This is a genomic window from Vibrio crassostreae 9ZC13, from assembly GCF_000272045.2.
Classification (GTDB): Bacteria; Pseudomonadota; Gammaproteobacteria; order Enterobacterales; family Vibrionaceae; genus Vibrio; species Vibrio crassostreae_C.
Map to the genome: position 1 here is coordinate 29,730 of NZ_AJYZ02000019.1, position 15,443 is coordinate 45,172.

General features: G+C 45.4%; 8 protein-coding genes. 3 read left to right on the top strand and 5 right to left on the bottom strand.

The features are described from left to right. Positions 1–153: 153 nt before the first annotated feature. The gene (locus A136_RS01700; protein ID WP_017064236.1) at positions 154–1,074 is read right to left on the bottom strand and encodes a DUF368 domain-containing protein; all 921 of its coding nucleotides are present in this window, start codon (positions 1,072–1,074) and stop codon (positions 154–156) included. 601 nt (positions 1,075–1,675) lie between these two features. Further along, the gene (malT, locus tag A136_RS01705) at positions 1,676–4,384 is read right to left on the bottom strand and encodes an HTH-type transcriptional regulator MalT (protein ID WP_017064237.1); all 2,709 of its coding nucleotides are present in this window, start codon (positions 4,382–4,384) and stop codon (positions 1,676–1,678) included. A 567-nt stretch (positions 4,385–4,951) separates the two neighbouring features. On the opposite strand from malT, the gene A136_RS01710 reads away from it, so the two are divergent. From A136_RS01710 to glgB, 3 genes are all read left to right on the top strand, one after another. Beyond that, positions 4,952–7,405: a glycogen/starch/alpha-glucan phosphorylase gene (locus A136_RS01710; RefSeq protein ID WP_017064238.1), complete on the top strand. Its 2,454-nt coding sequence runs from the start codon at positions 4,952–4,954 to the stop codon at positions 7,403–7,405. A 185-nt stretch (positions 7,406–7,590) separates the two neighbouring features. Then, positions 7,591–9,771 (top strand): 4-alpha-glucanotransferase, encoded by a 2,181-nt coding sequence (gene malQ / locus A136_RS01715; protein WP_017064239.1) that lies wholly within the window; start codon positions 7,591–7,593, stop codon positions 9,769–9,771. Positions 9,772–9,945: 174 nt separating this feature from the next. Beyond that, positions 9,946–12,126, top strand: a complete 2,181-nt coding sequence (gene glgB, locus A136_RS01720) for a 1,4-alpha-glucan branching protein GlgB (protein WP_017064240.1) — start codon at positions 9,946–9,948, stop codon at positions 12,124–12,126. Between the two features lie 98 nt (positions 12,127–12,224). Here glgB and A136_RS01725 read toward each other — a convergent pair whose 3' ends face one another. The 3 genes from A136_RS01725 to A136_RS01735 all read right to left on the bottom strand — a co-directional run bounded on the left by A136_RS01725 (position 12,225) and on the right by A136_RS01735 (position 15,443). After that, the gene (locus A136_RS01725) at positions 12,225–12,689 is read right to left on the bottom strand and encodes a TetR/AcrR family transcriptional regulator (RefSeq protein ID WP_017061871.1); all 465 of its coding nucleotides are present in this window, start codon (positions 12,687–12,689) and stop codon (positions 12,225–12,227) included. Between the two features lie 223 nt (positions 12,690–12,912). After that, positions 12,913–13,752, bottom strand: a complete 840-nt coding sequence (locus tag A136_RS01730) for an energy-coupling factor transporter transmembrane component T family protein (protein WP_017064241.1) — start codon at positions 13,750–13,752, stop codon at positions 12,913–12,915. Beyond that, positions 13,749–15,443, bottom strand: coding sequence for an ABC transporter ATP-binding protein (locus A136_RS01735; RefSeq protein WP_017064242.1), 1,695 nt, complete (start codon positions 15,441–15,443; stop codon positions 13,749–13,751). Before A136_RS01735 ends, A136_RS01730 begins: the two co-directional genes overlap by 4 nt.

Consider the following 15,443-nt stretch of genomic DNA (forward strand, 5'->3'; position numbering starts at 1 on the left):
AATACGTGCTTGTATCAAAAAGCAATTTTGTGCGTATGGTAGAACTAAAAAAGCGAAGCCATTGGCTTCGCTTTTGTCTGTTTAATAGATATGTGAGCTTAGTATTTCTAAGTTCTATCCATTCTGAACATGTTCCAGAAATACGTTGAATGATTAGTCAGCGTTACGCTCTGCGAACTTCTCCAGGCCTAAAACCAATGCAATCGCAGCAAACATCATCACAATCGCCATGACCAACTGAGAAGGCTGAGAGGTTACCGCTTCAAAATCAAACGGTGATAGGTTTTCTTGAATCAGAGGAACTTGTTCACCTTTTGAGTTTGTGCGCCAGCTGATGGTCTCTTTCCAAGGCCAGATCTTAGGCAGCGTACCGATCATCAAACCGGTTAAGAATACCAATGTGAAGTCGCGGAATGAACGCAATAGCCAAGACAGTACATGTGAGAAAGTCAGCAGTCCGATCACACAGCCCGCAAGGAATAGCGCAAGTACATCGACTTGAAATGATTTAACGGCGCCAAGCACGGGGCCATACATGCCAATCAGGAGCAGAATAAAGCTGCCTGAAATACCGGGTAAAATCATCGCGCAGATAGCAATCGCACCCGCAATCAATACGTTGATGCTGGTTGGTTCCATTTGCAGCGGTTTAAGCACGGTAATGCTATAAGCGAAAGCAACGCCAAGCAGCAAAAACACGAAGCGAATCATATCGCGTTTCTCTACTTGCTTAAGAATATGGAAAACCGAGACCAAGATCAGGCCGAAGAAGAAAGACCACAGTGGAACAGGGTGGGTGACTAATAACCAAGAAATCAATTTTGCGAATGTCGCAATGCTCGTGAATACGCCCGCGAACAGTGAAATTAGGAAGAAACCATTGATGTGATTAAACGCGGCTTTGAAGCCTTCGCGTTTCCATAAGCCAAGTACGCTAGGGTTAATTCTGCGAATGCTTTCTAGCAGCGTATCGTAGATACCAGTGATGAATGCGATGGTTCCGCCCGACACGCCAGGAACAACGTCTGCTGCGCCCATTGCCATGCCTTTGAAAAAAGTACTTAAGTAGTTCATTGCTTCATAGAGTTGAGGATGATTTTGTGCAGTATACAAACTTTAGTGTAAAAAAAGTATGAATATGCTTTTGGGGAAGGGCTTTTATTACTCTATTAATTGTAAAGCAATAAGTTGAATTGAATATTTGCCTAACATTTAGATAACAACCACTTAGTGATTTGTCATTAAGAGCAGCGATGAAACTGATCTCTTATCGATATTGCATCTTGGTTGCATTATGCAAATGCACTTTGCAATTCGCATGACAAATTCATGGTTTTTATGCGATGCAGGGCTTATAAAACGTCGAATAAAAGTTGGCACGCTAACTGCATTATATACATTGACCCTTCTTAAGCCGAGGGTCACCTAGCCAACTGACGTTGTTAGTGAACTTATGATTTGTTCACAAATATATAGAGCCAATCGCGATTATTGCGGTTGGCTATTTTTTTGCCTGTCGTTTGGTGATCGTCTTTTTACTTTTCCCATTCCTACATTTTTAGGTTCTAAACTTCAGATGAAAAAAAAGCCAGCCACCATCGGTGACTAGCTTATGTTTTCTCGAATCAATCTCGAATCAATCTCGAATCAATCTCGAATCAATCTCGAATCCGTTTTAGTACCCCATCAACTGCAGCAAGTTTTCCGCTGTGCTGATTGCTTCTTTACGGTTAGCAATATTGAGTTTTTGGTAAAGGTTACGGATGTGAGTCTTGATCGTGGTACCCGCTACATCGAGTTCTTGAGCGATCTGCTCATTACTGAATCCTGAATAGATCAGACCAAGCACTTGCCATTCACGCTGAGTGAGTGGGCTAGTGCGCACCAACTCAGGGATATTCGGGTGATTAACCAAGTTCTCAACAAAGTCTTCATCGAAATGCACCGAACGACTGCGTTGGGTCGTGGAGATATCCTTCATGATTTGTTGCGCGCGGTGACGTTCTAAATCACCTAAGCCAGGCTTGTTGCTCAACTTATCCAAGATATGCCCGATAGTCCCACCGTCGACTAAGAAGTTACCGACCATACCGGTTTGGTTAGTCATATGAAGCGCTTCTTCGAGTAGTATTCGTGCGCTGTCTTCATCGTTAATTTGTGTACGTAACACGGCTTCAACGATCAAGTTGCGGTTGGTGTCTGTAATCAGGTGCGAACGCTGGGCTTCACTCTTAAGGAAGGTCAGCGCTTCTTCTGCGTCTTCATACTGCTCAAGGATGATGTGAGCACGAACGATGTTTCGCCACTGAAGTTGGCAGAAGTGGTTACTTGCCGATTCAGGTCGAACAGCCACACTCAGCCAATCACGGATAGCTTCTTTATCGCCTTTTACTTGCCAGAACAGAATCAAAGAAAGAGAAGCATTTGCCGTCCAATCTACGTGGTAAGTCGATTGACGCAATAGGTGCTGAATCTGGTCGATAAATTTCGACGCTTTATCAATCTCACCACGGCTCAATGAAATACGAGCCAACATAGAATAGCTGTGCAGGTGTTTACTCGGAGAGTGGTGACCAAGGATATCTAAGCCTTTGTAGCAACACTCTTCCGCTTCATCTAGTCGGTTCCAACACCAGAAGATCTGAGCGCGAACACGCAGCAAGAATTCGTGCAGAGGTACGTATTGCAGCTGATGTTCTTCAATCAATTTGAATGCACTGTCTTGTAGCTCAAATGCAGCTTGAACATAACCTTGAGCAATCAAGATTTCGCTTTGTTGCAGAATCGCCCACAGGGCCTGATGGTAAACCTGATACTGACGTGCCAGTTTTTCTGTTTGTTGCATCATCGGTAGCGCACGGCTTAGGTTACCCATTACGTGATTCACTTCGCCTACAACCGAGGTTGCGACAATGCGGCTACGATAAACGGTGGTGTTCAACTGACTCAACGAAAGCTCAGCCAATTCCAATGCTTTCTCAGGCTCATTGCTGTTGATGGCAACTTGTGCGCGTAAGGCGTTGTATTGGCCTTGCTGCTGAGTATCGAGTTCAATGTTTCGAGCTTGATATTGAGTCTCAGCCTCTTCCAACAAAGTACCCACTTGGTCATAACGGTGCTGACTTTGTGCAAGCCAAGCACGCAACATCGAAAGCTTTGGCTCACTGTATAGTTGATCTGTGGTTAGCTGTTTGATCGCCATTTCTAATGACGAAAGCTCACCTTGGTTGAACATCGGCCAACCGTGCTCAGTCAGGATTTGAATGATCAGTTCTGGATCTTCAGCGCGCTGTGCGTGACGTAGTGCTTGGTGTGGTGTGTTTTGCTTGATCCACGCTTTTGCAGCACTTCGATGCAGTTCAGCTTCTTGCTGAGGAATTCGAGCTTGGCGCTCATGTGCGAGGAATTCACCAAACAAGTTATGGAAGCGATACCAGTTCTTTTCACCTTCAAGCGGGTAGATGAACAAACCAAAACGGTTGAGTGATTCGATCATACCTAACGCATCTTCACGCTGTGTAAGTGCACACACAAGCTCATCGTTGAAGTGATCAAGCACAGAACATTGCATCAAGAACTGTCGGGTTTCTTTGTCTAGCAGGTCGAATACTTCTTCAACCAAGTAGTCCCAAAGATGGGCGTGGTTAAAGTGAGAGAATGACTCTGCGGACTGTGCAAGAGTGCGTTTTTGGTGTTGTGCTTGTAGCGCGATAAGTTGTAGTGCAGAAGGCCAACCTTCTACATAACTACAAATGCTATCTGCCGTGGTGTCATCAATGCCGTCGGCTACGCGTTGGTTGAAAAAGCGTGTGGTTTCTTCGGTATCAAACGCCAACGAGTCATTACCTAATTCGATCATTAAGTCACGAACGCGCAGGTTTGCTGTACCAAGTGGTGGCGTACCACGACTGGTGACAACCAACGTTAGGTTATCGGGCATGTGTTTGAGGAAGAAGCGCATGGCTTCGTGGATGTCGTCATTGTTGACCAAGTGATAGTCATCCAACACCAGAAAGCACTCGTGATGGAATTCCGACATCTCGGCAAATACTTCACTTAATAAAGAATGCAGCGATGAAAACTGTCGCTTTTCTGCCAGTTTTTGGGCATTCGGACAGGCATTTTGAGTCGCTTTATTAAGTGATTGAAGTAGGTAGTTGATAAAGCGGAAGGCATCATTGTCGCTATCATCAATGCTGTACCAACCCACATTAGGTTTATCTACCAACCATTGTGCAGCCATGGTGGTTTTGCCGTAGCCCGCTGGAGAGCGGAACAACACAAGCTTATAGCAATCTGCATTGTGAAGCAGATCGAGAACCCTAGGTCGTAGGATTGCATTATGTAAGCGGCCGGGACGAGTCAGTTTCGAAGGGATCCACATATCGAAGTTTTACACCTATTCCGTGGCTATGTTCTGGAATATCCCAATCTATCGTTGAGTGCACTCCAATGACATGAGCCTAATTACTTAAGTCTTTACTCATATTACGTGAAGCCAAACGTTACCGACTACGATCCTCCTCAGAAACCTTGCACTCCTGCATGTTTTTGGGTGTCTACGCCCTTTATTTGAGACTTTGCTCACGTTGTGGGTTGGTTTGTGAATGTGACTTCGTTCATCCCTACACGGGAATCAATGCAAAAGATGAGAGTTGGAAATTATTTTCGTGATCTGAAACTCAGATTTGGCAATGACTTTAAATGGGTTAAATAAAAGTCACATCAATTGAAGTTAAGTTATCGAACGGGAGCTTGTGATCTTAGTCACTCCAAGTTTTTGTTCGCAGTCAGAACATGAGAGTCAGATCACTAACCCTAAGTCGGTACGCCCCCTACGCCCTCCCATCTACTCCTAGTCAGTTGCATTAGCGGGAGGATGTTTAGTTTATGGTGACCATGCACGATATGTCACAGATGAATTAGAACTATTAAAAGCGAGATTTCTGAAATGAAACCAACTCAGCAAAAAACTTTCGATAAAGTGTCATTCCAAGAGAGTGTTAAGAAACATTTATCTGCAACCTACGCAACAACGATTGAAAACGCAGATAGCCGCGCATGGTACCTAGCAATGGGGCGTGCGCTAGCAGAACTCACAACATTTGATCTGTTAGAAACTGAAAATGACGAAAAAATTAAGAACGCGAAGAGCGTTAACTACCTATCACTTGAGTTTTTGATTGGCCGTCTAACAGGTAACAACCTGATCAGCATGGGTCTATACGAACAGATCACTCATGCAATGGAAGAGCTAGGTCAAAACCTAACTGACCTTCTAGAAGAAGAACGTGACCCATCACTAGGTAATGGTGGTCTTGGTCGTCTAGCTGCTTGTTTCATGGATTCTTGTGCCGCTCAAGAATACCCAACAGTAGGCTACGGTCTTCACTACGAATACGGTTTATTCAAGCAGTCTTTCCAAGACGGTCGCCAACAAGAAGCACCTGACGCATGGCGTGGTGTTGAAGGTTACCCATGGGAAGTGGCTCGTCCAGAACTAGCACAACACATTGGTTTTTACGGTCATGTAGAAGTTGAATTCATCGACGGTAAAGAAGTACGTACTTGGGTTCCAGGTATGGAAGTGAAAGCAATGCCTTGGGATCTACCTATCGTAGGTTACGAGTCAAACACAGTTTACCCGCTGCGTCTTTGGGAATGTCAGGCAATTGCACCATTCTCACTAGCAAGCTTCAACAACGGTGATTACTTCGAAGCGCAACACTCGCTAATCGATGCAGGTAACATCACTAAGGTTCTTTACCCGAACGATAACCACGAGAAAGGCAAGACTCTGCGCCTAATGCAGCAGTACTTCCACTCAGCAGCGTCTGTTCGCGATATTCTACGTCGTCACGAAGCAGCAGGTTTCTCTCTAGAAGATCTGCCTAAGCAAGAAACGATTCAGCTTAACGATACGCACCCAACGATTGCGATTCCTGAGCTAATGCGCATCTTGATTGACGAGAAAGGTCTATCTTGGGACCAAGCATGGGAAATCAGTGCTCATACGTTCGCATACACGAACCACACACTACTTCCTGAAGCACTAGAGACTTGGTCTGAATCACTGATCAACCGTCTTCTTCCACGTCACATGGAAATCATCTTTGAAATCAACCACCGCTTCATGCAAGAAGTTCGCAAGATGTGGCCTGGTGATGGTGAGAAGCAAGCGAAGCTTTCTATCATCCAAGAAGGTTTCCACCGTATGGTTCGCATGGCAAACCTATGTGTGATTGGTTCTTACAAAGTAAACGGTGTAGCTGCGCTTCACTCTCAACTGGTTAAGAAAGACTTGTTCCCTGAATTCAACGAAATCTTCCCAGGTAAACTGACTAACGTAACGAACGGCATCACGCCACGTCGTTGGTTGAAGTTCTGTAACCCAGGTCTATCTGCGCTAATCACGGGTAAGATCGGCACTGAATGGCCAGCAAAACTTGAGCAGCTAGAAGGCATCGCTAAGTTTGCAACAGACGCGAAATTCCAAAAAGAATTCATGGCTGTTAAGAAAGAAAACAAACAGCGCCTAGCTGATTGGGTTCAAGAGAACATGGGTATCGAGCTAGATACTAACGCTATCTTTGACGTTCAAATCAAACGTCTTCACGAATACAAGCGTCAGCACCTAGATTTGCTACACATTCTATCTCTGTACCACCGTATTCTTAACGAACCTGGTTTCGAGTGTGAGCCACGCGTATGTTTCTTCGCAGCGAAAGCAGCACCGGGTTACCACCTAGCGAAAGAGATCATCTTCGCGGTTAACAAGATTGCAGAGAAGATCAACAACGACCCTCGCATCGGTAACAAACTGAAAGTGGTATTCATTCCTGACTACCGTGTAAGCATGGCTGAAATCATCATCCCTGCAGCAGACGTTTCTCAGCAAATCTCACTAGCGGGTAAAGAAGCATCTGGTACGGGCAACATGAAGATGGCTCTAAACGGCGCGCTAACTATCGGTACGATGGATGGTGCAAACGTTGAGATTCGTGAAGAAGTGGGTGATGAAAACATCTACATCTTCGGCCTAGACGTTGATGGTGTTCAAGCTCTGAAAGCTCAAGGCTACAACCCATACGACTACTACAATGCAGACCCACTACTGAAAGCATCTCTAGACCTACTGACTGGCGATGAGTTCACTCCAGGTCAACCAGGCCTTCTACGTGCAACGTTTGATAGCCTGCTAGACGGTGGTGACCCTTACCTATGTCTTGCTGACTTCGCATCTTACGTGAAAGCGCACGAAGACATGGGCACGCAATACAAAGACCAAGCAGGTTGGGCTAAGAAAGCAATTCTTAACACAGCATTGGTTGGTAAGTTCACATCAGACCGCTCTATCCGCGACTACGTGAACAACATCTGGAAACTTGAAGCGGTTAACCGTTAATACTTCCAAAGTAGCCAAGGCAGTTTCTGCCTTGGCTCAATTAGCTTGTGAGCAAACGAAAGGCTTAAAGGTTTCGTTTATAAACAAGCTGCTTACAAACCGATTGTCACAAGCTAATTGATTAGTAAAAATTAAATTAACAACCCTACAAAATAGAAAGCGTCAGAACGTTTTCGGAGAGAGCGATGAAAGAACAGACCGTATTAAAACAAGTCGCAGAAATGGCAAACATTGCCGACAGTTACGTTAGTGCGTGGGGCGATGAAGCACAAGTATCAGACGAGACGATCACGTCTCTATTGGCTTCGTTGGGCTACGATACAAGCAGCGATGATGCACTGCTTAAGTCAGCAGAAAGAAAACACAAAAAAGATGTACTAGACCCAGTTCTTGTCTTGCGTGACGGTGAGCCAGTAGAAGTGGCGCTTAATCTAGGTGTAAGTGCTCGTGAAAGTGAGTTCAGCTGGCGCTTAGAAACCGAGCAAGGAGAGGTACTTGAAGGCTATCTTCAATCTCAAGTCATTCGTGACGAGCGTGCCGAGGGTGGCCCTTTAGTGTTTGCATTGCCAAGTGATTTGGCATGGGGTTATCACAAGCTCATTGTGAGCCGTAAGCGCCGTAAGAAGCCTTACGAGATGACACTGATTATTACGCCAAAAGCGTGTTTCAAGCAGTCACCAATCGAGCAAGGCAAAAAGCTTTGGGGACCCAGTGTTCAACTTTATACCCTAAGAACTCAGCATAACTGGGGTATTGGTGATTTCGGAGACCTAAAACAGCTTGTTGCGGATATCGCTTCTCGTGGTGGTGACTTCGTTGGTCTAAACCCAATTCACTCATTGTTCCCTGCGAACCCTGAAGGTGCGAGCCCATATAGCCCATCTTCTCGTCGCTGGTTGAACATCTTATACATTGATGTGAGTTCAGTTCCTGAATTTGCACTAAGTGCAGAAGCACAACAAACAGTCGGCAGCGCAGAGTTCCAACAGCGTCTACAAAAAGCGCGTGAAGCACACTGGGTAAACTACACCGAAGTGTCTGAGCTTAAGATGAGCATCTTGCCTCTGCTATTCGCAGAATTTAAGACTCGTCATCTAGACAAAAACAGCGACCGTGCACAAGCGTTCTTAGCCTTCGTAGAAGAGGGTGGCGATAGCCTGATGCATCAAGCGGCGTTTGATGCTCTACATGGTGAACTGCATGCAGAAGATTCTGGCATGTGGGGATGGCCGGTATTCCCTGAGAAGTACCGTACATTCGACAGCCCAGCGACACAGAAATACATCAAAGAGAACTTAGAAAACGTTCATCTGTACATGTACCTGCAATGGCTAGCAGATTGCCAGATCAACGATGCACAGTCTCTTGCAGAAGAGAAGGGCATGGCTGTTGGCCTGTACCGTGACTTAGCGGTAGGTGTTGCAGATTCAGGCAGCGAGACTTGGGCTGACGAAGGCAACCTAGTGATGGATGCGAGCATTGGTGCTCCACCTGATATTCTTGGTCCTTTGGGTCAGAACTGGGGTCTACCTCCGTTAAACCCAGAAGTGCTTCAAGAAACAAGCTACGACGCTTACATCAAGCTACTTCGTGCGAACATGAAGCACTGTGGTGCACTGCGTATCGACCACGTTTTAGGTCTACTGCGCTTGTGGTGGATTCCAAAGGGTGAGAACGCAACTAAGGGCGCGTACATCTACTACCCAGTACAAGATATGCTGTCTATTCTGGCGCTTGAATCTCACCGTTACCAATGTAGCGTTATCGGTGAAGATTTAGGAACGGTACCGGATGAGATTGTCGACATCCTTGCAGATGCTGGCGTGCACTCTTACAAAGTGTTCTTCTTCGAAACATCAGAAGATGACGGTGGTTTCATCTCACCAAAACACTACGCATCACAATCGATGGCGGCACTGTGTACTCACGATATGCCAACGCTTCGTGGCTTCTGGCACTGTGATGACCTGAAAATGGGCCAAGAGATTGGCTTATACCCAGATGCAGAACAATTAGAAACCTTGTTCGATGACCGCCTAGAGTGCAAGCAAGGTATCTTAGATTCAGTAGCATGGCATGGTTTCCTACCAGAAGGTGTGGGCCGCGATGCGAGCCAAGTACCGATGGACTCTTACCTTGCTGAGGCACTTCAACTGCACGTAGCGGCTGGTGGTTCAACACTACTGAGCGTTCAGCTAGAAGATTGGCTAGAGATGGACAAGCCAGTAAACATTCCTGGCACGGTTGATGAATACCCTAACTGGCGTCGTAAACTATCAATGAACTTGGACGAAATATTTGCTCACGAAGGCGTTAATCGTATCGCTTCTAAGCTGACTGACGTTCGAGAAAAAGCCGCTAAGTAATGACGTGAGTGACTTGAAATTAGGTGGTTTTTTGCTTACGCCGTACGAAACTACAACCTCGGTCACTCAATAATGAATGCTCATCTGGTAGAATAAACCGTCGTTATATTGCCCGCACTAATAGCGGGCATTTTTGTATTATGTTTTTTGGATGTTTGGTTAGGGAGAAACGTTTTGGAACTAAGTTCGATTTCAAAGCAAAAACAAATATATACCCAACTATCACAGGCTTGTTTCACAGACCCATTCGCGTTTTTAGGGCCATACCTACCTTCTGAGCAAGGTGCATTACGTGTGTGGATTCCTGGGGCAGATAAAGTCGAGTTGATTGTTGGAAAGGAACCTCGTATTGAGTTAGCGCGAGAGGGTGAAAGTGGTTTCATTCTTAAGCAAGAGAGAGACTTACGTTTTACTCACTATAAGCTTGCGGTTGATTGGGCTGGCGTAGAACAGATCATCGATGATCCTTACCAGTACCACGATCTGTACGCGAGTTATGAAGATCTTCATACACCGAAAGATATGTATCATCACATGGGGGCTCAGTTTATTACGCTAGAGCGTGATGGACAGACGATTTCAGGTACGCGTTTCTTGGTGTACGCACCGCATGCAACTGCGGTAAGCTTGGTGGGTAACTTCAACGCTTGGGATGGTCGCCGCCACCCAATGCAACGCCTAGATTACGGTATGTGGGGCTTATTCATTCCTGAACTGGAAGAAGGCGCTCAATACAAGTTTGAATTAAAAGGACCAAATGGCGAAGGCTTACCACACAAAGCTGACCCATGGGGTTTCTACTCTGAGCAATACCCATCGTTCTCATCTGTAACTTACGATCACGCTCGTTACCAGTGGCAAGATACTCAATGGCAAAATCGCCCGGTAACGCAAAAGCGCAAAGAAGCGCTTTCGTTCTATGAATTGCATGCAGGTTCTTGGAAGCGTAACGCTGAAGGTGAATTCTTAAATTATCGCGAGCTTGCGGCAGAGCTGATCCCATACCTAACGGATCTTGGCTACACGCACGTTGAACTAATGCCAGTTTCAGAACATCCATTCTACGGTTCTTGGGGCTATCAGCCTGTAGGTCTATTTGCACCGACTAGCCGTTTTGGCTCTCCAGATGATTTCAAATACTTCGTCGATCAATGTCACCAAGCGGGTCTTGGCGTTGTTCTGGACTGGGTTCCTGCTCACTTCCCAAGTGATGATCACGGCCTAGCAAACTTCGATGGTACGCCATTATTCCATGATCCAGATCCACGTCGTGGTTGGCATCAAGATTGGAACTCGTACATTTACGATTTAGGCAAAGAGCATGTTCGTCGTTTCTTAGTTTCTAATGCACTGTACTGGTTCGAGCAATTCCACATTGATGGCATCCGTGTTGATGCGGTTGCTTCGATGTTGTACCTCGACTATTCGCGTAGCCATGACCAATGGATCCCGAATGCGGATGGCGGCAACGAAAACTACGACGCTATCGCAACCCTTAAGTGGATGAACGAAGAAGTGTATAAACACTTTCCGAATGCGATGACGATTGCTGAAGAATCAACGGCTTTCCCTGGTGTTTCAGCACCGACTTTTATGGGCGGCTTAGGTTTTGGCTTTAAGTGGAACATGGGTTGGATGCACGACAGCTTGTCTTACATTCAAGAAGACCCAATCAACCGTAAATATCACCACGATACGATTACCTTCCCACTGGTTTACGCACACAGTGAGAATTATGTATTGTCTCTATCTCACGATGAGGTGGTTTACGGTAAAGGTTCTATCCACAACAAGATGCCTGGTGATGAATGGCAGCAAACGGCAAACCTACGTGCTTATATGGGTTACATGTATGCGCAACCAGGTAAGAAGCTGAACTTCATGGGTGCAGAATTTGGTCAGACGGCTGAATGGAACCATGACGACCAGCTGCAATGGTTTTTGCTGGATTACGAGCGTCATCAAGGTGTTCAGCGTTTAACGAAAGACCTGAACAATCTGTACCGCTCTGAAGCTGCAATGCACGATCTTGATTTTGATCCGAAAGGCTTTGAATGGCGTCTACAGGACTCTGCTGAAGCGAGCATTCTTGCGCACGAGCGCATCAGTGAATCTGGTGAGCGAGTATTGATAGTGTCTAACTTTACGCCAGTGCCTCACGAGCATTTCCGCTTAGGTGTTCCTGCAAAAGGTGAATACGCATTGTTGTTGAATACAGACTCTGTCGACTATGCAGGCAGCGGTTTTGAAGTGAAGCAGACTGCTGAGATTGAATCTGTAGAGAGCGAAGGGCTAGACACATCGATTGAGCTGCGTTTGCCGCCGTTATCGACCGTTTTTTACAAGCTAAATTAGGTCTATAAGTTGAGCAGGTCATCGCTGCTCACTTTTCTGAAAGTCTAAAAAAGGGAACCCTAGGGTTCCCTTTTTCTATTTCAGTAAGCTGGTTAGCGTTACTTGAAGTTGGTGAGATAGAACATTGAGCGTCCGACTACCATTTCAAGGATTCGAACTGAGTTGTTGCCGAAACTGTCCAACATCTTTTCACGAAATTCGCCGTTCGAGCTGAGGTTAAATTGCTCAGGATTCTTGATTTGCGAAGCATGGAAAAACATCAATTTAATCACGTATCGAAACTGCTCATTATCTAGAGCGGCTTGCCAAGATTGGATAAAAAGCGCTTCCGATGAAAAGTCTAGACTGTCTATAACGATCGATAGCATGTGTTCGTGAAGTACTGAGCGAATAGCGCGGGTCGACGGATAATAGCCCTGAAGCGTCGTTAAACTAATGCCAATCTCTTGAGCAATCCTTGCATAAGTTAGTGCTTCATGTCCTTCAGCCAGAAAAAGGTTTAGTACGATCTCATCGTAGTTTTTTTGATTTTCTAGTTTCTGTACTTGAGTAATTCGAGCCATTACAAATCTCTATTGAGTGTAACATTCTGTAAACGAGTATATTAAGAGCTTCTGAATTAAATCTCAAACTCCAAGGGTAAATAACTGGTCAATTTATCGTTAAATATAGTCAGTATTGTGTCATTGGTTCAATTATCAATCAGATTTTGGCATAAACAAAAACACCGCCCTATTGAGCGGTGTGTTATTTAAAGTCTTTGTTTATCTATGCTAATTCAGATGACTAGAACGGATACCAAAATAACTGCGGCTCTAGAATGCGTTTCGCAATGGCTAACACCACGATAAAAGCGATGACACCTAAACAAACAAAGTCGATACGTTTCAAAGGTGCATAGCTATACCAAGTGCGAGCTTTGTGTCGGCCAAAACCTCGTAACGTCATTGCGTTAGAGATCTCGTCTGCTCGGTCCAAGCTAGAGAAAATGAGCGGGCCTAGAACCTTAGCCACATTTTTGATTCGAGTAATTAGAGGCGCTTTCTTTGAGAGCTCTACACCACGAGCCTGTTGAGCATGCATGATATTGATGAAGTCTTTCTTAACTTCTGGCAAGTAACGCAGTGTTAAGCTGACCGCATATGCGATCTTGTAAGGAACACCGATACGGTTGAGGCTAGCTGCAAACTCAGTCGGATGCGTTGTGAAGACAAAAATCAACGCTATCGGGAACATGCTCATGTATTTGAGCGTCACAGTAACCAAGTAAAACAGAGTCTCTTGGCTCAACGAGTAGTTACCCGGCAATGTCAGCAATAAGGTTTTGCTGCCGATGAGCTCAGTACCTTGCTGTGGAGCCAGCAGATACATGAACAAAGCATTTAGGCTCAATACACTCGCCGTACCCAATAACAGAGGCTTATATACGCGTACAGGCACATTGGTCAGCTTTAGCAGGTATAAACCAGTCACAATAAGCAGTGCAATCAATCTTAGGTCGAACGTAGTTAAGACCACGGTTACCCAAGCTAAGAAGAGCGCAAATTTGGTGATGCCGTTAAGTGCATGAAGCGGTGATTTTGTATCAATGTAATTGATGCCGAATTTTACTTTTGATACGTTCATTGAGCGCTTCTCTCGTAGTCGATGAAGTACTGCATGAATGCGTTGGTGTCGTCGATTTTCATCATAGTCGCGAGTTCATAAATGCTGGTGGTACAAAGATTTGCGCGTTCTAACAGCGATGGCTGACTGAATACTTCCGTCATCGCGGCATTGGCAATCAGCTTGCTGTCAGCAATGACAATTGAGCGTGTGGTGTACTCTAGAACAAGGTGCATGTCGTGTGAAATGATCACGACGGTGATACCTAACTCGCGGTTAAGCTTTTGGATAAACGCCAGCATTGAGGTGTAGTTGCGGTAATCTTGACCCGCTGTTGGTTCATCCAAGATCAGAAGCTCTGGCTCCAATACTAAGATAGAAGCGATCGTTACGCGTTTTTTCTGACCGTAGCTTAGCGCTTCGATTGGCCAGTGGCGGAACTTGCTCAAGCCACACAGCTCAAGAACGTTTTCCACCTTCTCTTTGATTTCCTGCTCTGCAACCCCACGATTACGCAGACCGAATGCAACTTCATCAAAAATCATATGATGAGAGATCATATGATTTGGGTTCTGCATCACGACACCGACTTTCTGGCTTCTTTCAAAGATAGAAAGCTCAGATAGGTCTTCACCATTTAGATAGGAAGAGCCTGAATCGGCATCGATCACACCCATGATGAGTTTAGTGATGGTAGATTTGCCTGAACCGTTTTTGCCTAAGATTGAAACGAACTCACCCTTACCAATCTTAAAGCTGACATCTTCGAGAGCGTTCTTTTCACCATCGTAAGAGTAAGTCAGGCCGTGGACCTCAAGCAAAGGTTGGTACTGCTTCTCGGCAACTGGAGTCGGGCGCTCTGCAAACCAAGCCTGAACCGCAGGGCGGAATCTTTTGTAATCGAGAGCTTTGAGGTTTGATAGCTTATCTTCACTGGTCAAAGGTGCTTTCGCTGCCTTCAGAGCAGATAAATAAAGTGGTTCACGAATACCGTGTGTTTCAAGCAGTTCAGAAGCTAAGATTTCATCGGGTGTCATGTCCGCGACAATTTCACCGCGCTCCATCAAGATCACTCGATCGATATCGCGATGTAGTACATCTTCAAGGCGATGCTCGATGATGACTATAGTCTTGTTGGTTTCTTTATGAAGTTGGTCGATGATTTCGATAGTCGCTTTACCCGTTTTCGGGTCAAGGCTAGCCAAAGGTTCATCAAACAACAGGATGTCAACGTCATCAACTAAGATGCCCGCTAATGACACGCGTTGTTTCTGGCCGCCGGATAAATCATGTGGCGAGCGATCAAGCATATCAGCTAAGTCGACCATTTTTGCTGTCGACTTAACCAGAGGGTACATATCAATGTTCGACACTAACTGATTTTCCAGTGCGAATGCGATGTCTTCGCCAATACTCAAACCGACAAATTGGCTATCAGTATCTTGTAATACTGTGCCAACCTGCTCGGTATAGTCGTGCATAGAAAAATCAGAAATGTTCTTACCGTTGATCTCTAGAGAGCCAGTCACCTCACCTTTGATAGCATGAGGAATCAGACCGTTAAGGCATTGACCTAGGGTAGATTTACCACTACCACTTGGTCCAATAATGACGATTTTCTCTCCTTTCTCTATCCTTAGATTGATATTTTTTAGCGTCGGTTTATCCAGCGACTCATATCTAAAAGAGAAGTTCGAAAATGCTATAGTCAT

Excerpts from the sequence above, each read along its gene's own strand:
- A136_RS01700 (WP_017064236.1), bottom strand. The coding sequence starts at position 1,074 with ATGAACTACTTAAGTACTTTTTTCAAAGGCATGGCAATGGGCGCAGCA.
- A136_RS01710 (WP_017064238.1), top strand. The coding sequence starts at position 4,952 with ATGAAACCAACTCAGCAAAAAACTTTCGATAAAGTGTCATTCCAAGAG.
- malT (WP_017064237.1), bottom strand. The coding sequence starts at position 4,384 with ATGTGGATCCCTTCGAAACTGACTCGTCCCGGCCGCTTACATAATGCA.
- A136_RS01725 (WP_017061871.1), bottom strand. The coding sequence starts at position 12,689 with ATGGCTCGAATTACTCAAGTACAGAAACTAGAAAATCAAAAAAACTAC.
- A136_RS01730 (WP_017064241.1), bottom strand. The coding sequence starts at position 13,752 with ATGAACGTATCAAAAGTAAAATTCGGCATCAATTACATTGATACAAAA.
- A136_RS01735 (WP_017064242.1), bottom strand. The coding sequence starts at position 15,443 with ATGACTATAGCATTTTCGAACTTCTCTTTTAGATATGAGTCGCTGGAT.
- malQ (WP_017064239.1), top strand. The coding sequence starts at position 7,591 with ATGAAAGAACAGACCGTATTAAAACAAGTCGCAGAAATGGCAAACATT.